This window comes from Terriglobales bacterium, assembly GCA_035457425.1.
GTDB lineage: Bacteria > Acidobacteriota > Terriglobia > Terriglobales > Acidobacteriaceae > JACPNR01.
The window spans coordinates 1-17255 of record DATIBR010000162.1; the positions used below are offsets into that span (position 1 = coordinate 1).

A 17255-nucleotide genomic window follows, 5' to 3' on the forward strand; every position below is an offset into this window, starting at 1 on the left:
AAAAGCGACTCTGTGCGAGAGGGTTTCTTCGCCAGAGCCGTCTCCCCGCTGAATCCGATTCGTTTTCCGCGCATCGATTTTGTATAATCGAATGTTTCGCGGACGCCTCCAACCCATTCATAGAACAACGCTTTCCTTCACCGGAAGCAAAGGAATCTCTCGTTATGGCAACTGATGTAGTGGTTCAGCAGCAGCGGCAGGGGCCGCCGCCGGCCAAGGCGGTGAACGACTGGTCGATCCAGGTGGCGACGGTCAACGGCTCCGGCTCGCAGTCGGCGAACATGGTGCTGCTGCGCAGCATCTTCCAGATGGGCATCCCCGTCTCGGGCAAGAACCTGTTCCCGTCGAACATCGCGGGCCTGCCGACGTGGTTCACCATCCGCGCCAACAAGGACGGCTACATCGCGCGCAAGAAGGAAGTCGATTTCCTGATCGCGATGAACCCGGAGACGGCCGTCGAGGACGTGAAGTCGCTCGACCCGGGCGCCGCGGTGCTGTATGACGAGCCGCTGAACCTCTCGGCCATCCGCAACGACGTGGGCTTCTACTCGGTGCCGTTCGACAAGCTGACCGCCGCGGTATGCCCGGAAGCCAAGCTGCGCAAGCTGGTGAAGAACATGGTGTACGTGGGCGTGGCTGCGCAGCTCATCGGCATCGACATGGGCCAGGTGGAGAAGGCGGTCCGCAAGCAGTTCAAGAAGAAGCAGAAGGCCGCGGACCTGAACTTCGCCGCGGTGAAGGCGGGTTACGACTACGCCGCCTCGTCGCTCAAGAAGGCCGACCACTGCTACGTGGAGCCGATGAACGCGACGCAGGGCAAGATCATCATCGACGGCAACGCCGCCGCGGCGCTGGGCTCGATGTTCGCCGGCTGCACCGTCGTGACCTGGTATCCCATCACCCCGTCGTCCTCGCTGGTCGAGCAGATGATCGACTACATGAAGCACTACCGCATCGGCGCGGACGGCAAGGCGACGTTTGCCATCGTGCAGGCGGAAGACGAGCTCGCGGCCATCGGCATGGTGCTGGGCGCCGGCTGGTCGGGCGCGCGCTCCATGACCGCGACCTCCGGCCCGGGCATTTCGCTCATGGCCGAGTTCGCCGGCCTGGGCTACTACGCCGAAGTGCCGGGCGTGATCTGGAACATCCAGCGCACCGGCCCCTCGACCGGCTTGCCGACCCGCACCATGCAAGGCGACATCCTCTCGACCGCGGTGCTCTCGCACGGCGACACCAAGCACATCATGCTGATCCCGAACTCGGTCGCGGAGTGCTTCGACATGGCGTTCGACGCCTTCGAGCTCGCCGAGCACTTCCAGACGCCGGTGTTCGTGATGAGCGACCTCGACCTCGGCATGAACAACTGGATGAGCGACCCGTTCAAGTATCCCGACCGCCCCATCAAGCGCGGCAAGGTGCTGAGCAAGGCGGACCTGGAGAAGCTGGGCTCATTCGCGCGCTACAAGGACGTGGACGGCGACGGCATCGGCTATCGCACGCTGCCCGGCACCGAGCATCCGGCGGCTTCGTACTTCACGCGCGGCTCCGGCCACAACGAGAAGGCGCAGTACTCCGAGCGTCCCGACGACTACCAGAACAACATGGACCGGCTGGCGAAGAAGTTCGAGACCGCGCGCTCGCACGTCCCGAAGCCCGACGTCGACACCGGCAAGTCGAAGATCGGCATCATCGCCTACGGCACCTCGCACTGGGCGATCGTGGAGAGCCGCGACCAGCTCCGCAAGGAGTACAAGCTGGAGACCGACTACCTGCGCCTGAAGGCGTATCCGTTCACGCGGGAGGTGCACGACTTCGTGAAGAACCACGACCGCGTGTACCTGGTGGAACAGAATCGCGACGCGCAGATGCTCGACCTGCTCAAGCTCGACCTGAGCGTGGACCAACTGCACAAGCTGCGCTCCATCCGCCACTACAACGGCCTGCCGCTCGACGCGCGCAGCGTCACGGACGAACTCGTGACCCAGGAAGGGAAATAGACCATGGCCTCGACACCGACTTCGCAACCACCGGTCAAGACCAACCGCATCGGCCTCTCCGTGATGGAGTACAAGGGTGGCAAGACGACCCTGTGCGCGGGCTGCGGCCACAACGCCATCTCTGAACGCGTGATCGACGCGATGTACGAGATGGGAGTGCAGCCGGAGCGCGTGGCCAAGTTCTCGGGCATCGGCTGCTCGTCGAAGAGCCCCGCGTACTTCCTCAGCCGCTCGCACAGTTTCAACGCGGTGCACGGTCGCATGCCGTCGATCGCGACCGGCGCGCTGCTGGCCAACCGCACCCTGGTCGGCATCGGCGTCTCCGGCGACGGCGACTCCGCCTCCATCGGCATGGGGCAGTTCGTCCACCTGATGCGCCGCAATCTGCCGATGATCTACATCATCGAAGACAACGGCGTGTACGGCCTGACCAAGGGCCAGTTCTCCGCCACCGCGGACCTGGGCTCGAAGCTGAAGACCGGCGTGATCAACGACCTGCCCCCCATCGACACCTGCGCGATGGCCATCGAACTGGGCGCGACCATGGTGGGGCGCTCGTTCTCCGGCGACAAGAAGCAGGTGCTTACGCTGCTCAAGGCCGCCATCGCCCACAAGGGCACCGTGATGCTCGACATCATCTCGCCCTGCGTGACCTTCAACGACCACGAGGGCTCCACCAAGAGCTACAAGTACATGAAGGACCACGACGAGCCGCTGCACGACGTGAACTTCGTGCCGCAGTTCGAGGACATCACGGTGGACTACGAGCCGGGCTCGACCACCGAGGTCACCATGCACGACGGCTCGCGCCTGCTGCTGCGCAAGCTGGAAGAGGACTACGACCCGACCAACCGCATCGAAGCCGTCAAGCGCCTGATGCAGGCGCACGACAAGGGCGAGGTCCTCACCGGCCTGTTCTACATCAACACCAAGGCGCCGAGCTTCCTGGAGATGCTGCACATGACCGAGAAGCCCCTGGCGACCCTGCCGGAGTCGGTCACCAAGCCGCCCAAGTCGGTGCTCGACGAGGTGATGGAGTCGCTGAAGTAAGTCTTCAGACTTCAGTCTTCAGTCTTCGCCAAAACAAAACCCTCCATTGCGGAGGGTTTTGATTTTCCCTGAAGTCTGAGGTCTGAAGTCTGAAGTCTACGCGGCGACGTCCTCATCCTTCTTCTTGTCGCCCTGCTGCGCGTGGCCGGGCTCCTTCACCTCGGGCTCTTCGGAGGGCTGGTCGGGGCCGCCCTCGACGGCGGGCTTCTTGTCGGCGCCGACGCCGCGGCGCTCCGGGTCGCGGCCGCCGCCGAAGCGCGTGTCCTGGTCCTTGCGGTTGCGCTCCTTGAACTGCCCCTGGTGCTCGGGCGTCTCGCCGGGCTCGGGGAAGTCGCTATCGGATGACTTGATCAGCGGGTCCTGGTCGCGATGCCCCAGCTGGCCGTTCATGGAGGTCATCGCCTTCTCACCCAAGGCTTCGTCTTCGGTGGCGCCCTTGCGCAGGTCGTTGTCGTTGTTCTGGTCGGTCGGTGTCATGGCCCTAGTAGAGATTCCGTGCGCGGGGCGGGTGTTGCATCCCCGCAGTTCCAGGTTTCGGGTTCCAAGTTTCGAGAAGGCGGCTGACGGGAAACCCGAAACTGGAAACTCGAAACCTGTAATAGAATCGCGCCACGCCAATGAGCACACCCGGGCCACTGTTCCGCCCCTACGACAAGCTCGTCAAGATCACGGTGAAGGGCCGCGTGGTCGAGGTCCCCGACAACAACATGGTGCTGCGGGCGCTGCAGTACGTGGCGCAGGAGAACATCGCCTACGGGCGCTTCTGCTGGAACGAGGAGTGCCAGTACTGCCGCATCACCTTCGACATGGGCGAAGGGACGCCGTCGCACACCGCCATCTCGTGCAAGCTAATGGTGAAGGACGGCATGCGCATCACGCAGATGGACACCGAGCTGCGCTACTGCCTGCGCGACGTCGAAGGCGCCGAGGCGAAAAAGCCTTAACCACAAAGGACACGAAGGCAGCACAAAGATCCTCATGGAGGTCCTTGGTGAGACCTTCGTGTCCTTTGTGGTGAGCTTTACCGCGGCGCGGTGCGCTTGGGGCTGGGCTTCCTCGAGACCCCGAGCTGCGCGAGCCGCTGCTGCGCCTGCGCGGCCTCGCTCGACCGCGGATAGCGCGCGATCAGGCTCTGCAGCTCCTTCACCCCGGCGTCGCGCTGGCCTAGTTCCAGTAGCGCGTAGCCCTTGCGCAATTGCGCCGAGGCTACCTTGTTTCCCCCGGGGTACTGCTCGATCACCTTGTCGTAATCCTGCACCGCGGCCTGGAAGTTCCCCTGCTTGTACTCGATGTCGGCGACGTAGAACTGCGCGTTGCCGGCGAGCTCGTTGTCGGGGTAGAACTTCAGGAAGTCGCGGAACTCCTGGTCGGCGAGCTGCAGCTTGTTGGCGGTCATGTCGCGCAGCGCGCTCTGGTAGAGGACGTCGGGCGGCGGCGCCTGGTTGGCGCCCTGCGGCAGCGCCTGCAGGTTCTGCTGCTGCTGTCCCATCTGGTCGAGTTGCGTCTGCATCTTGGCGAGCCGCGCCTTCAGCTCGTCCACCGAATCGTGCAGCGCCTGGATCTGCTGCGAGACCTGGTCGGTCCGGGCGCCGGCGTCGTTGGACTGCTGCTGCAGCGACTTGGTCAGCGTCTCGACGTTGGCGTTGAGCCGGTTCATGTTGTCGGTGGACTGCTCGATCAGGTTCTTCATCACGCCCATGCGCTCGTCGAACGACTGCTGCATGCGCGCCATCGAGTCCTGCAGGTTCTGCACCTGCGTCTGGAGCTGGACCATGTCCTTGTTGGCGGCGAAGGCGGGCGCGGCCAGCGCCACGATCAGTAGGGAAGTGAATAGTCTTTTCATAGCTTTCTCGGTTAGATGCAGAACTCCTGCCGGTCGTGATTTGAAAAGGTAGGGGCCGGCGACCCCGCCGGCCCGTGCACCGGCGCGTCGCCGGCGCCTACCTCAGGTTGGTTACTTGTTCAGGACGTAGTGCCCGCGGCGGTTCTGCTGCCAGCACGTCTCGTTCGACTCGTTGCAGAACGGCTTCTCTTTGCCGAAGGTGACGGTCCGCAGGTTGCCGGCGCTCACGCCCTGCTGCACGAGGGCGTTCTTCACCGCCTCGGCGCGGTTGGTGCCGAGCGTCAGGTTGTACTCGATGGAGCCGCGCTCGTCGCAGTGGCCCTCGATGGTCACCTTCCAGTTGGGGCGCGTCTTCAGGAACGAGGCCGCCGCGGCGATCGCGCTCTGCTGGTCCGCGCGGATCTCGTAGCTGTCGTAGTCGAAGAAGACGTCCTTCACGTTCTGCTGGAAGAGCTGCTCGTCGGTGAGGGAGATCTCCTGCCGGGGCGCCGGCTGGGCCACGGTGACGCGTGCGGTGGCCTCCTGCGCGCCGCCCGCGCCCTTCGCCGTCAGGCGGTAGGTGGTGGACTGCACCGGCGAGACCTGGCGCGAGCCGCTCGGCTCGACCGGCCCGATGCCTTCGATGGAGACGTCGGTGGCGTTCTCGGTGCGCCACGTGAGCGTGGTCGCCTGCCCGGCTTCGATGGCGTCCGGATTCGCCGAGAGTGAAGCGGTAGGCGCGGGCGGCGGCGGCGGCGGCGGCGCCGTCTGCACCGGCTTCTTCTTGCAGCCCACTACCAGCACTGCCGCCAGCAGCGCCAACAGGATCACGGAACTCTTCTTCGTGTATGTCACTTCATCCTCCCAAAAGTGCTGCGCAACAAACCCGTCGCTCGACTACTTCCAGCTCCAATTCGGCTGGGTGTTCGACCCGGAACTCGTCAAAGCATGTTGCCTGGTGCCGTCGGCCAGCATGGTCCAAATCTGGTCGGACCCGCCGCGGCGCGACTGAAAGACGATGTGGCGGCCGTCGGGCGACCAGGAGGGGAAGTCGTTCATCCCCTCGTGTGTGAGCTGGACCCACTGCCTGGTAGTGACGTCCATAATATAAATGTCCTGGCCGCCGGGTGCGCCGGGACCGTAATTCCGGCGCCACGCGAAGGCCAACAGCTGGCCGTTGGGCGACCACGCCGGCGAGACCGCATAGCCCTGCTCGGTGAGCCGCTGCACGTTGGCGCCGTCGGCGTCCATTACGTAGATCTGCGGCAGGCCGGTGCGGCCGCTCACCCACGCGACCTGCCCTCCGGACTTGCGGTTGATGGTGGGCTGGCCGTCGGGACCGCGGTAGGCGGTCAGCCGGCGGGGGTTGCTGCCGCTGGCCTCCGCCATGAAGATCTCGGGATCGCCGCCGCGGGACGAGGACGAGAACAGCAGCTTGCCGTCGGGCGTCCAGGAGGGCGCGGTGTTCGCCCCGCCGAGCCGCGCAAAGGCGACGCGGCGTCCCAGCTCGAGCGAGTACATGGCGAGGTCGGCGTTGCCGCTGGTGAACGAGACGTAGGCCACGCGCGCGCCGTCGGGCGAGACGGCGGGCGAGAGCGCGATGGAACCGTCCTTGGTCAGGCGCGTCTGGCCCTGGCCGTCGTAGTCCATCATCCAGACTTCTTTGTTGCCGGTGCGGTTGGAGATGAAGAAGATCTTGGTCTCGGCGATGCCGTTGATGCCGCCGCCCAGCCGCAGGATGATCTCGTTGGCGAAGCGGTGCGCAATCAGCCGCGCGTTCTGCTGGGTCGCCTTCTCGCGGTACTGCTTGCCCAGCACCTGCGGCGACTGCGGGTTCTTCACGTCGTAGAGCCAGCCCAGCACGGCGACGTCGTCGCCGGAGACGTTCAGGTTGCCGAAGGCGAGCATGTTGGCGTTGGGCGGCGGATTGCCCCAGGCGTCGAGCCGGACCTCGCTCGGCTGTCCGGGCTGCGCCAGCGGATAGAAGCTCTTCGAGACCATGTCGAAGATGCCGGCCTGGTCGAGGTCGTTCCACAGCGTGTCGTTGAACGTCTTGTTCAACTCCGCGGCGCGCGGGTCCGCGCCCGCCTTGAAGTCCGCCGCCGCCAACCGGATCTTCTCGACGCCGAGCCCGGTGCCGGTCTTGATCCAATCGGTCTGAGCTGCGAGCAGGGCCTGCATCGCCATTACTACGAGAAGGATGAGAACTGATTTCCGCATTTCCTCGGTGTCCTTTGTGTCCTCTGCGGTCGTTATCTTCGGTAATCGAACCAGAACTCGACGGAGACTTTGTTGCCCGGGTAGTCCGGCGGCAGCGGGCCGAAGGTGTCGATGCGCTGGATGGCGCGGGTGGCGCTGATGTCCAGCGACGGGATACCGCTCGACTGCTCTACCTGCACGTTCGAGGGCTCGCCCGAGCGCGCGATGTCGAACGTGATGTACACGCGCCGCGCGGTCGAGATGCTCGGGTCCACCTCATACTTCAACCAGTTCTCCGACACTTTGTTGCGCACGATCTGCACGTACCAGGCGTAGCGCGAGCCGAAGTCCCCGCCGCCGCCGGTGAAGCCGAAGCCGCCCTTCGCGCCGCCGGAGTTGAACACGCCGTACGGCCCGCTCACCGGGCCGCCCTGGCCGAACGGGATCTGGTTGCTCGCCGCCTGCTGCGGCTTCTTCGGCGGCTCGGTGGGCTTGGCGCGCTCGCTCACCTTCTTCGCCGTCTTGTCGGGGATGGGGATGGCTTCCGGCGTGGGCTTCTCGACTTCCTTGGGCAGCGACTCCGACAGGCCCTTCGACTCGTTGGCGAGCACGTTCTCGGTCTCGACCTGGGGAGCGGGCAATGGGATCGACGCGTTGGAGACGAGCGTGGCGCTCATCGCGCCGCCGCCGCCGCCCAGGCCGCCCCAGTTCTCGCCGTGGGTCTCGCCCGCCAGCCAGGCGTACGCGAACATGGAACCGATGAGCGCAAAGTGGAAGGCGGTCGAGAGCGCCAGCGGCTGCTTCCAGCCTTCCTGGTCAACGTAGATATCTTCGCGAACCATCTTCAACGATCGCGGAACTGCCGAACGGCCGAACTGCCGAGTCGAGATTCGGCGCTTCCGCGGTTCGGCAGTTCGGCAGTTGCGTGTGCCGCAATCACTTTCCGCCTTCCTTCAGCGGCTCCGTCACGATGCTTACGTTGGTGATGCCAGAACTCTTGACCGCGTCCATCACGGTGGCGAAGGCGCCGAAGGGTACGTTCTCATCAGCGCGCAGGTAGATGGACTGATGTTCGGGGTCGCGCACCTTCTGGCGCAGCTTGGCGGCGATCTCGTTGATGTTCACCGTGTCGTTGCCGAGATAGACGCGCTGCTGCTTGTCGATGGAGATGACGATGCGTTCCTCGGTGATCTCCTTCACCGTCTTCGTCTTCGGCACGGCGACCTCGATGCCCGACTGCAGCACCGGCGCGGTGATCATGAAGATGATGAGCAGCACCAGCACCACGTCCACGAAGGGGGTGACGTTGATCTCCGAGAGCGAGGTCTGCGTGCGGCCCTGCGGGGTGGTGAACGCCATTACTGGCCCTCCCCGCCACGGTCGACGGTGTTGAGGAACTCGGCGGCGAAATCGTCCATGCGCGCGCCGAACTCGCGCAGCGAGTGCGCGAAGGCGTTGTACGCGATGACCGCGGGGATGGCGGCGAACAGGCCGGCGGCGGTCGTGATGAGCGCCTCCGAGATGCCGGGCGCGACCGCGCGCAGCGTGGCCGCGCCCGCCGTGCCCAGGCCGTGGAAGGCGTCGATGATGCCCCACACCGTGCCGAACAGCCCGATGAACGGAGTGACGGCGCCGGTGGTCGCCAGCAACGGCAGGCGGCGCTCCATGCGCGTCAGTTCTTCCGAGGCCGCGATCTGCGTGGCGCGCTGCACGGCGTCGAGCGAGCGCAGGCGGCCGCCGGGATTCGTCTGCCGCTTGTACTCGCGGTATCCGTAATCAAAGACGGCGACCAGCGGGCTGGGCGTGAACTGCTCGGCCACCGCCGCCACGTCCTCCAGCCGCTGCGATTTGCGGAACATGCGGACGAAGCGGCCGCTCTGCGAGCGCGCGCGCCGCAACGCCGCCCATTTCGACAGGATGATCGCCCACGACAACAGGCTGAAGAGGAAGAGGATGACGAGGACGAGCTTGGCTACCGGACCGCTCTGCGCGATGAGATTGACGATCTCGCCGCCAGGAACAAGGATTGCCATCCGCGAACAGACTCCGTGATTTGGCGTTCAACGAAGCAGGCCAGTCCTGACCGTAGCACTTAGCCAGAGGAGCGTCAACGCTCCGGCGGCAGGTTTTCGCTAGAATGCGGCCACGATGAGGCGCCTTCTTTGGGTCTGCATGTTGTTGCTGGTCGCGGTGCCGGCGGTGGCGCACCCCGGCTGGGGCATCGTGCGCGACGCGCGCGGCAACGTCTTCTTCACCGACCTGAAGCAGGTCTGGATGCTCTCTGCTGCCGGCGCGCTCTCGGTCGCCGTCCCACGCGTGCACACGCATGAGCTGGTGCTCGACAAGGACGGGAACCTCTACGGCGAGAACCTCACCTACGACGGCGCGCGCAACCAATGGCACAACTACTTCTGGAAGCGGACGCCGAGCGGCGAGCTGGCGACCACCGTGCCCGACGGCGAAGTCTTGCGCGGTTTCAGCCTGCTGAAGGATGCGGCCGGCAACATGTACTCCATCGAGCAGAACAACCACGCGCGCACTCGCACCCTGCTGCTCAAGCGCGCACCGCGGGGCGAGGCGCAGGAGTTCGCCGGCGGCGCCTTCGGCATCAAGGACGGCACAGGCAAAGACGCGCAGCTCTCCAGCGTGGGCGGCGTGGATGTGCTGCCGGACGGCACCATCTACCTGGTCGACGGCGCAACGCTGCGCAAAGTGACTCCGGACGGCCAGGTCACGACGCTCGCACGCGGGCTCGACCGGCCGCGCAAGCTGATCCAGGGCACCGCGGGTCTGGCGAACGCGTTCTTCGGTGTGCGCCACGACGGCGAGGGAAGTGTCTACGTCGCCGACTACGACAACCGGCGCGTGCTGAAGCTCTCGGCGGACGGCAAGCAGCGCGTGACGGCGTACGAGTCGAGCCTGGGATGGGCGCCCACCGGGGTGTGGGTCGCCGGCGACACGCTCTACGTGCTCGAAGGCCGGCATCCGTTCGGCGACAGCGTGCGCGTGGTCGAGGCGCGCAATGGGCGCGGCAGCGTCCGCGCCAAAGTGCCGTAAGCGGCGCGCGCGACTCGTGCTATCCTGCGCCGAAATCGTCCCACGCTGAGGCGGAACGCTTGCTGCTCGAACTGCGCGTCGAAAACTACGCCGTCATCGACAACGTCGCGGTCGAGTTCGGTCCCGGGCTGAACCTGCTCACCGGCGAGACCGGCGCCGGCAAATCCATCCTCATCGACGCGCTCGCGCTGCTGTTCGGCGAGAAGGCCTCGGCGGACGTGGTGCGCCACGGCGCGGAGAAGGCCGTGGTCTCCGCGGTCTTCGACGCGCCCGCGAAGCAGATCGAGCCCATCCTGGAAGCCAACGGGCTGGACGCCGACGGCGCGCAGCTCATCCTGCGGCGCGAGATCGCCGCCGGCGGCAAGGGGCGCGTCTTCGTCAACAACCAGCCCGCGACGGTCGCGGTCCTCAAGCAACTCGCGCCCGTGCTGGGCGCCATCCACGCGCAGAGCGAATCCATCGTGTCGTTCGACGCCGGCGAGCGCCTCGTGCTGCTCGATCGCTACGCCGACCTCGACACCGCCGCGGTCGCCGACACCTACACCAAGTGGAACGGCATCCGGCAGCGCATCGCCGACCTGCAGCAGGGCGAGCAGGACCGCCTGCGGCTGGTGGACTTGTGGAGCTTCCAGAAAAAGGAGATCGAGCAGGCCAAGCTGGTGGAAGGCGAAGACGAGAAGCTGGAGACCGAGAAGCGCGTGCTCGCCAACGCCGAGAAGCTCTACCAGGCGGCGATGACCGCCTACGGGCAGCTCTACGACTCGACCGGCTCCTCGGCCGCGACCATGCGGGCGGCGGGGAAGTCGCTCGACGAGCTGGCGCGCTTCGATCCCAGGTTTGCCGACTCGGCCGCCACGCTCGCCTCGGCGCGCGCCGTGGTCGAGGATCTCGGCGCGACGCTGCGCGACTACGCCGAGAGCATCAATGCCTCCCCTGAGCGGCTGGCGGAGATCGAAGACCGGCTCGCGCTCCTCGACCGGTTGAAGCGGAAGTACGGCGCGACGCTCGCCGACGTGATCGCCTTCGGCGCCGACGCCGCGCGCAAGCTCAACGAGATCGAGAACAAGGACGAGGTGCTGCGGGAGCTGAACAGGGAACTCGCCGCCGCGGCCGAGGGCTACCTGAAGCTCGCCCGCGCGCTCTCCAAGAAGCGCTACGACGCGGCGAAGGAGCTGGAGAAGCTGGTGGAGGACGAGGTCAACGACCTGGCGATGAAGGCGAAGTTCAAGGTCGAGCTCGCCGGTTCCGACGAGCAGGCGAACTGGGCCTCGACCGGCTTCGACCAGGTGCAGTACATGATCGCCACGAATCCGGGGGAGCCGCTGCATCCGGTCGAGCAGATCGCCTCGGGCGGCGAGCTTTCGCGCGTGTTGCTCGCGCTGAAAGCGACCATTGATTCGTCGAACCGCAAGAAGCGCGAGCCGCGCACGCTGGTGTTCGACGAGATCGACACTGGCATCGGCGGGCGCGCCGCCGAGGCGGTGGGGAAAAAGCTGAAATCGCTGGCGCGTGTCGAGCAGGTGCTGTGCATCACGCATCTGCCGCAGATCGCGTCGTTCGCCGACCAGCACTTCGCCCTCGAGAAGCGCGAAGCCGCGGGCCGCACCAAGACGTCGGTCCGCCGCCTGGAAAACAAGGAGCGCACCGAGGAGATCGCGCGTATGCTTTCGGGGGCCAAGGTTACCGACACATCCTTGAAGCACGCCGAGCAGATGCTCAAGGCCAACGCGTAGCGCCGGCGAGTCGCCGGCGCCTACCTCAAGCTCTACAGGAGGCAGCATGGGAACACCGCCCATCACTCCGGCCCCGCCCCTCGAGAACGCTCCACGCCCCAACTGGTGGTCGCGCAACTGGAAGTGGTTTGTCCCGGTCGGCTGCCTGACCATCGTCGCGGTGTTCGCGGCGTTCGTCGCCTCGGTCGTCTTCCTGGCCATGGGCGCGATGAAGAATGCGGACGTCACGCAGGCCGCGCTCAAGAAGGCGCAAGCCAATCCCACGCTTCAGAAGCGGCTGGGCACGCCCATCGAGGTCACCAACTTCGTTTCCGGCTCCATCAACCAGGCCGGCACGTCGGGCAAGGCGGACCTCACGATCCCGATCCAGGGGCCGAAGGGGAAGGCGACGATGTACGCGGACGCCACCCGGTTCGCCGGCGAGTGGAAGTTCAACCGGCTGGAGGTCGGGTTCGAGGGCGACCCGAACCGCCTGGACCTGCTGGAGCAGTCGCCGCCGGAACCGCCCGACCACTGATGCTGCACCGCTTGTGTGCAGTGGTTCAATCCCGACCAGATCGGTCGGGTAGGGGAGCTCCGCTCAGGTGTCATATCTCACCGTTCGCTGCCAAGTTCCGCCCTTTCAAGCGGTTACGTTGACCACCCGGCTTCCCGCCGCCTATCCTCTAACTACCGGAAGTCCGCAAAAACCGGTAAACTGACTAACAGATGACCGCTGCCAGCAACGGGAAAAGACTGCTTCTTTTGAAGCCCAGGGGCTTCTGCGCGGGCGTAGTCCGCGCCATCGACATCGTGCGCATCGCGCTCGACACCTTCGGCCCGCCCATCTACGTCCGCAAGGAGATCGTGCACAACCGCTACGTGGTCGAGGACCTGACGAATAAGGGCGCCATCTTCGTGGACGAGATCGACGAAGTGCCCGCGGGCGAGCGCGTGATCTACAGCGCGCACGGCGTCTCGCCCGAAGTGCGCGAGGCGAGCGAGTCGCGCAAGCTGCGCGTCATCGACGCCACCTGCCCGCTGGTCACCAAGGTGCACGTGGAGGCGGTGAAGTACGCCAAGGAAGGCTACAGCATCATCCTGATCGGCCACCGCGACCACGACGAGGTCATCGGCACGCTGGGCGAGGCGCCCAATGTCACGCAGGTCGTCGGCACGCCGGAAGAGGTCGCGAGCCTCAACGTGCCCGACCCGGAGCGCGTCGCCTACATCACGCAGACCACGCTCTCGCTCGACGAGACCAAGGACATCATCGCCGCGCTGCGCAGAAAGTTTCCCAGGATCAAGGGACCGCACGCGCAGGACATCTGCTACGCCACCGAGAACCGCCAGATCGCGGTGAAGCAGGTCTCGCCCCAGGCCGACCTGCTGCTGGTCGTCGGCTCGGACAACAGCTCGAACTCCAACCGGCTGGTCGAGGTCGGGCGCAACATCGGACACAAGTCGTACCTGATCGAGAACTTCCGCGCCATCAAGCCGGAGTGGCTCGAGGGCGTGGGCTCGGTCGCGCTCACCGCCGGGGCCTCCGCGCCGGAGTGCCTGGTCGAGGAAGTGGTGGCGTTCCTGAAGAACGCCGGCTATGCCACGGTCGAGGAAGTCGAAGTGATGCCCGAGAACGTCCGCTTCGGCCTGCCGCCCGAGATCGTGGAAGCCATCGCGCCCGCACCCGCGGTCGCCGCGGAGTAACCACTCCATGGCTGCACCCACCCAGGGGCCGACCGGTCGCGAGCCGAAGCTCACCTTCGGCAAACTCGACGCCGCCAGCGTCGCGCCCGCCATCGCCGCGGCGCGCGACTACCTGCTCTCCATCCAGGACGAGCAGGGTTACTGGTGCGGCGAGCTCGAAGCCGACACCACGCTCGAGTCCGATTACATCCTGCTGCACCGCCTGCTCGGCACCGACGCCGACGCGAAGATCACCGAGCGCATCCGCAAGGCCGCCAACTACATCCTCCAGCACCAGAACGAAGACGGCGGCTGGAGCATCTTCGCCGGCGGCCCCTCGAACATCTCGGCCACCGTCAAGGCGTACTTCGGGCTGAAGCTCGCGGGCTACACCGCGGAGCACCCGGCGCTGGTGCGCGCGCGCAAGGTCATCATGGACCTGGGCGGAGTGACCGAGGTCAACACCTTCACCAAGATCTATCTCTGCTTCTTCGGGCAGTACGACTACGACGCGGTCCCGGCTATCCCGCCGGAGATCGTCCTGTTCCCGAACTGGTTCTGGTTCAACATCTATGAGATCAGCTCGTGGTCGCGCGCCATCCTGGTGCCGCTCTCGATCGCGTACGCCAAGAAGCCGTTCAAGAAGATCCCGCAGGAGATGGGCATCGACGAGCTGTTCCCGCACGGCCGGCAGGGGACCAAGCTGCACCTGCACTGGTCGAAGAAGCTGGTGTCGTGGCGCAACTTCTTCCTCGTGCTGGACCGCATCACGCACCTGTTCGAGCGCGTGCACGTGCGGCCGCTGCGCTCCATCGCCATTAAGAGCGCGCAGAAGTGGATGATGGCGCGGCTGGAGAAGTCCGACGGCTTGGGCGCCATCTATCCCGGCCTGATGAACTCCATCATCGCGATGCGCTGCCTCGGAGTCTCGCTCGACGATCCGCAGCTCATCCGCGCCATCGACGAGTTCGAGGCGCTCGGCATCGAGGAAGGCGACACCTTCCGCATGCAGCCGTGCAAGTCGCCGGTGTGGGACACCGCCTATGCCATGTTCGCGCTCGGCGAAGCGGGCGTGCCGCGGGGCGATACCCGCATGGTCAAGGCCGGCGACTGGATCCTGCAGAAGCAGGTGCGCACCAAGGGCGACTGGGCGGTGAAGGTGCGCAACACGCTGCCCGGCGGCTGGTACTTCGAGTTCAACAACGAGTTCTATCCCGACGTGGACGACACCGCGATGGTGGGCCTGGCGCTCACGCACGTGCAGCATCCCAACGAGCGCTACCAACACGAGAGCGTGCAGCGCGCCATCGACTGGGTGCTCGCCATGCAGTGCAAGGACGGCGGCTGGGCGTCGTTCGACAAGGACAACGACCGCATGGTCTTCCAGTACGTCCCGTTCGCCGACCACAACGCGATGCTCGATCCCGCGACGGTCGACATCACCGGGCGCGTGCTCGAGATGCTGGCGGCCTACGGCCACACGCGCGACGAGAAGCCGGTGCGCCGCGCGCTCGAGTTCCTGCGGAAGAACCAGGAGTCCGACGGCGCGTGGTTCGGCCGCTGGGGCGTGAACTACATCTATGGCACCATGCAGGTGCTGCGCGGCTTCGAGGCGATGGGCGAAGACGTGCACGAGCCGCACATCCAACACGCCGCGGAGTGGCTGCGCTGCATGCAGAACTCCGATGGCGGCTGGGGCGAGACCTGCGGCAGCTACGACGACCCGCACACGCGCGGCGTCGGGCCGAGCACGCCCTCCCAGACCGCCTGGGCTGTCCTCGGGCTGCTCGCCGCCGGCGACACGCGCTCCGATTCGGTCGCGCGCGGCATCGCGTACCTGCTCCGCACGCAGCGCCCCGACGGCAATTGGGACGAGCCGTACTACACCGGCACCGGGTTCCCGCGCGTCTTTTACCTCATGTACCATATGTACAGGACGTACTTCCCGCTGCTCGCACTCACCACCTTTTCCAAGGTCTTCTCGAACGCCGGCGATTCGAGTGAAGCCCGGTTCTCGTCCAACGTCACCCCGCTGCACCTAGGAGGCAAGTAGCTTGGCGGTCCCGATCTCACAGATGGCGACGGTCGCGTCGTACGTGCTGCGGCAGAAGCTGGCCGGGCGGAAGCGCTACCCGCTCGTCCTGATGCTGGAGCCGCTGTTCCGCTGCAACCTGGCCTGCGCCGGCTGCGGCAAGATCCAGTACCCGGCCCACATCCTCAAGAAAGACCTGTCGCCGGAGGAATGCTTCCGGGCCGCCGACGAGTGCGGCGCGCCCATCGTCTCCATCCCGGGCGGCGAGCCGCTCATGCATCCGCGCATCCACGAGATCGTGGAGGGCCTGGTCGCGCGCAAGAAGTACATCTACCTCTGCACCAACGCGCTGCTGCTCAAGGAGAAGCTCGACCTCTTCACGCCGAGCAAGTACCTCACGTTCTCGGTGCACGTGGACGGCGAGCGCGAGCACCACGATTTCTCGGTGTGCCGCGAGGGCGGCTACGAGATCGCGGTCGACGCGGTGAAGGAAGCGCTGCGCCGCGGCTTCCGCGTCACCACGAACACGACTTTGTTCGACGGCGCCGACCCCAACAGCGTCCGCCGCTTCTTCGACGAGATGATGGAAGTCGGCATCGAGAGCATGATGCTCTCGCCCGGCTACAGCTACGACAAGGCGCCCGACCAGAAGCACTTCCTCGGCCGCGCGCGCACGCGCCGCCTGTTCCGCGCCATCCTCTCGAACCGCAAGAAGCACTGGCGTTTCAACCAGTCGCCGCTTTTCCTCGAGTTCCTGATGGGCAAGCGCAACTATGCCTGCTCGGCCTGGGGCATGCCGACCTTCAACATCTTCGGCTGGCAGAAGCCCTGCTATCTCTTGCAGGACGGCTATGCCGATTCCTTCGCCGAGCTGATGAACGACACGAAGTGGGATGAATACGGCACCGAGAGCGGCAATCCGAAGTGCGCGAACTGCATGGTGCACTGCGGCTACGAGACCTCGGCCGTGAACGACACGTTCGGGTCGCTGCGCGGCTTCTGGGCGACGGTGAAAGCGACGATGTCGACCGAGTACAAGGACGACGGCGCCCTCGCGATGCTCAACGAGCCGGCCCGCCCGGTACACAGCTACAACCCGCTGGTGCAGATCGAGTCGCCCCAGCAGGAGACCTCGGTCTAGATGTCCCAGAACCTCAACCCCGCCCACAATCCCGACGAGCTGGAAGTCGCGCAGGGAACGCACCACGACCAGCTTGAGGGCTGGGTCCCGCAGCTCGCCTCCGACGCCGAGCTGCGCGACGCCTTCGAGAAGGCCTTCGACTACCGCGGCGACGTCACGCTCACGCTGAAGTCGGGGGAGAAGATTGAGGGCTACGTCTTTGACCGCCGCACCGGCAAGACCGCGGCGGAGTCGGTGGTGCGCCTCATCCCCGCCGGCAAGGACGAGAAGCGCGCCATCCCCTACTCCGAGATCGCGGCGCTGGCCTTCACCGGCCGCGATACCGCCGCCGGCAAGAGCTGGGAGGCCTGGGTCCGCAAGTACTGGGAGAAGCGCCAGGCGGGCGAGAAGAACATCGGCCTCGAGCCCGAGAAGCTCGACTAGCAGCACCGTCGCACGGAGGCGCCGGCGACTCGCCGGCGCTTTTGCTTTAGGATTAGCGAAAAGATGAAAGCCTTCGTCACCGGTTCCACCGGCTTCGTGGGAAGCCACGTCGCGCGGCTGCTCGCCGAGCAGGGCG

17 protein-coding genes are annotated in these 17255 nt (G+C 65.8%); 10 read left to right on the forward strand and 7 right to left on the reverse strand.

Translation table 11 applies throughout. The features are described 5' to 3' along the window. The first annotated feature begins 164 nt into the window (after window positions 1-164). Complete coding sequence (locus VLA96_12270) at window positions 165-1997, forward strand: 2-oxoacid:acceptor oxidoreductase subunit alpha (protein ID HSE49975.1); 1833 nt, start codon at window positions 165-167, stop codon at window positions 1995-1997. A 3-nt stretch (window positions 1998-2000) separates the two neighbouring features. Beyond that, window positions 2001-3047: a 2-oxoacid:ferredoxin oxidoreductase subunit beta gene (locus VLA96_12275; GenBank protein ID HSE49976.1), complete on the forward strand. Its 1047-nt coding sequence runs from the start codon at window positions 2001-2003 to the stop codon at window positions 3045-3047. 96 nt (window positions 3048-3143) lie between these two features. Here VLA96_12275 and VLA96_12280 read toward each other — a convergent pair whose 3' ends face one another. Next, a complete protein-coding gene (locus VLA96_12280) occupies window positions 3144-3524 on the reverse strand; it encodes a hypothetical protein (GenBank protein ID HSE49977.1) in 381 nt (126 codons plus the stop codon). 140 nt (window positions 3525-3664) lie between these two features. Between VLA96_12280 and VLA96_12285 the strand changes: the two genes are divergently transcribed. Continuing rightward, complete coding sequence (locus VLA96_12285) at window positions 3665-3991, forward strand: 2Fe-2S iron-sulfur cluster-binding protein (GenBank protein HSE49978.1); 327 nt, start codon at window positions 3665-3667, stop codon at window positions 3989-3991. 77 nt (window positions 3992-4068) lie between these two features. On the opposite strand, the gene VLA96_12290 is transcribed toward VLA96_12285, so the two are convergent. The 6 genes from VLA96_12290 to tolQ all read right to left on the reverse strand — a co-directional run bounded on the left by VLA96_12290 (window position 4069) and on the right by tolQ (window position 9101). Beyond that, complete coding sequence (locus VLA96_12290) at window positions 4069-4890, reverse strand: tetratricopeptide repeat protein (GenBank protein HSE49979.1); 822 nt, start codon at window positions 4888-4890, stop codon at window positions 4069-4071. A 111-nt stretch (window positions 4891-5001) separates the two neighbouring features. Beyond that, window positions 5002-5724, reverse strand: a complete 723-nt coding sequence (gene pal, locus VLA96_12295) for a peptidoglycan-associated lipoprotein Pal (protein HSE49980.1) — start codon at window positions 5722-5724, stop codon at window positions 5002-5004. 42 nt (window positions 5725-5766) lie between these two features. Then, complete coding sequence (gene tolB / locus VLA96_12300) at window positions 5767-7056, reverse strand: Tol-Pal system beta propeller repeat protein TolB (GenBank protein ID HSE49981.1); 1290 nt, start codon at window positions 7054-7056, stop codon at window positions 5767-5769. Window positions 7057-7121: 65 nt separating this feature from the next. Next, window positions 7122-7910, reverse strand: a complete 789-nt coding sequence (locus tag VLA96_12305; protein ID HSE49982.1) for a TonB family protein — start codon at window positions 7908-7910, stop codon at window positions 7122-7124. A gap of 94 nt (window positions 7911-8004) precedes the next feature. Continuing rightward, window positions 8005-8427, reverse strand: coding sequence for a biopolymer transporter ExbD (locus tag VLA96_12310; protein ID HSE49983.1), 423 nt, complete (start codon window positions 8425-8427; stop codon window positions 8005-8007). Further along, entirely contained in the window at window positions 8427-9101 is a 675-nt protein-coding gene (gene tolQ, locus VLA96_12315) for a protein TolQ (GenBank protein HSE49984.1), read from the reverse strand. The genes VLA96_12310 and tolQ overlap by 1 nt, the downstream gene beginning before the upstream one ends. A 115-nt stretch (window positions 9102-9216) precedes the next feature. Between tolQ and VLA96_12320 the strand changes: the two genes are divergently transcribed. The 7 genes from VLA96_12320 (at window position 9217) to VLA96_12350 (ending at window position 17119) form a co-directional block, all read left to right on the forward strand. Continuing rightward, window positions 9217-10125 (forward strand): hypothetical protein, encoded by a 909-nt coding sequence (locus tag VLA96_12320; GenBank protein HSE49985.1) that lies wholly within the window; start codon window positions 9217-9219, stop codon window positions 10123-10125. A gap of 59 nt (window positions 10126-10184) precedes the next feature. After that, complete coding sequence (gene recN / locus VLA96_12325) at window positions 10185-11858, forward strand: DNA repair protein RecN (protein HSE49986.1); 1674 nt, start codon at window positions 10185-10187, stop codon at window positions 11856-11858. Window positions 11859-11904: 46 nt separating this feature from the next. Continuing rightward, window positions 11905-12375 carry a cytochrome c oxidase assembly factor Coa1 family protein gene (locus tag VLA96_12330; protein HSE49987.1) on the forward strand — a complete coding sequence of 157 codons (471 nt, stop codon included), beginning with the start codon at window positions 11905-11907 and terminating at the stop codon, window positions 12373-12375. 191 nt (window positions 12376-12566) lie between these two features. After that, the gene (locus VLA96_12335) at window positions 12567-13544 is read left to right on the forward strand and encodes a 4-hydroxy-3-methylbut-2-enyl diphosphate reductase (GenBank protein HSE49988.1); all 978 of its coding nucleotides are present in this window, start codon (window positions 12567-12569) and stop codon (window positions 13542-13544) included. 7 nt (window positions 13545-13551) lie between these two features. Further along, the gene (gene shc / locus VLA96_12340; GenBank protein ID HSE49989.1) at window positions 13552-15576 is read left to right on the forward strand and encodes a squalene--hopene cyclase; all 2025 of its coding nucleotides are present in this window, start codon (window positions 13552-13554) and stop codon (window positions 15574-15576) included. A gap of 1 nt (window position 15577) precedes the next feature. Then, window positions 15578-16696 carry an adenosyl-hopene transferase HpnH gene (gene hpnH, locus VLA96_12345; protein HSE49990.1) on the forward strand — a complete coding sequence of 373 codons (1119 nt, stop codon included), beginning with the start codon at window positions 15578-15580 and terminating at the stop codon, window positions 16694-16696. Further along, window positions 16697-17119 (forward strand): hypothetical protein, encoded by a 423-nt coding sequence (locus tag VLA96_12350; protein ID HSE49991.1) that lies wholly within the window; start codon window positions 16697-16699, stop codon window positions 17117-17119. Window positions 17120-17255 lie beyond the last annotated feature (136 nt).

Excerpts from the sequence above, each read along its gene's own strand:
- VLA96_12270 (HSE49975.1), top strand. The coding sequence starts at position 165 with ATGGCAACTGATGTAGTGGTTCAGCAGCAGCGGCAGGGGCCGCCGCCG.
- VLA96_12275 (HSE49976.1), top strand. The coding sequence starts at position 2,001 with ATGGCCTCGACACCGACTTCGCAACCACCGGTCAAGACCAACCGCATC.
- VLA96_12280 (HSE49977.1), bottom strand. The coding sequence starts at position 3,524 with ATGACACCGACCGACCAGAACAACGACAACGACCTGCGCAAGGGCGCC.
- VLA96_12285 (HSE49978.1), top strand. The coding sequence starts at position 3,665 with ATGAGCACACCCGGGCCACTGTTCCGCCCCTACGACAAGCTCGTCAAG.
- VLA96_12290 (HSE49979.1), bottom strand. The coding sequence starts at position 4,890 with ATGAAAAGACTATTCACTTCCCTACTGATCGTGGCGCTGGCCGCGCCC.
- tolB (HSE49981.1), bottom strand. The coding sequence starts at position 7,056 with ATGGCGATGCAGGCCCTGCTCGCAGCTCAGACCGATTGGATCAAGACC.
- VLA96_12305 (HSE49982.1), bottom strand. The coding sequence starts at position 7,910 with ATGGTTCGCGAAGATATCTACGTTGACCAGGAAGGCTGGAAGCAGCCG.
- VLA96_12310 (HSE49983.1), bottom strand. The coding sequence starts at position 8,427 with ATGGCGTTCACCACCCCGCAGGGCCGCACGCAGACCTCGCTCTCGGAG.
- tolQ (HSE49984.1), bottom strand. The coding sequence starts at position 9,101 with ATGGCAATCCTTGTTCCTGGCGGCGAGATCGTCAATCTCATCGCGCAG.
- VLA96_12320 (HSE49985.1), top strand. The coding sequence starts at position 9,217 with ATGAGGCGCCTTCTTTGGGTCTGCATGTTGTTGCTGGTCGCGGTGCCG.
- VLA96_12330 (HSE49987.1), top strand. The coding sequence starts at position 11,905 with ATGGGAACACCGCCCATCACTCCGGCCCCGCCCCTCGAGAACGCTCCA.
- VLA96_12335 (HSE49988.1), top strand. The coding sequence starts at position 12,567 with ATGACCGCTGCCAGCAACGGGAAAAGACTGCTTCTTTTGAAGCCCAGG.
- shc (HSE49989.1), top strand. The coding sequence starts at position 13,552 with ATGGCTGCACCCACCCAGGGGCCGACCGGTCGCGAGCCGAAGCTCACC.
- VLA96_12350 (HSE49991.1), top strand. The coding sequence starts at position 16,697 with ATGTCCCAGAACCTCAACCCCGCCCACAATCCCGACGAGCTGGAAGTC.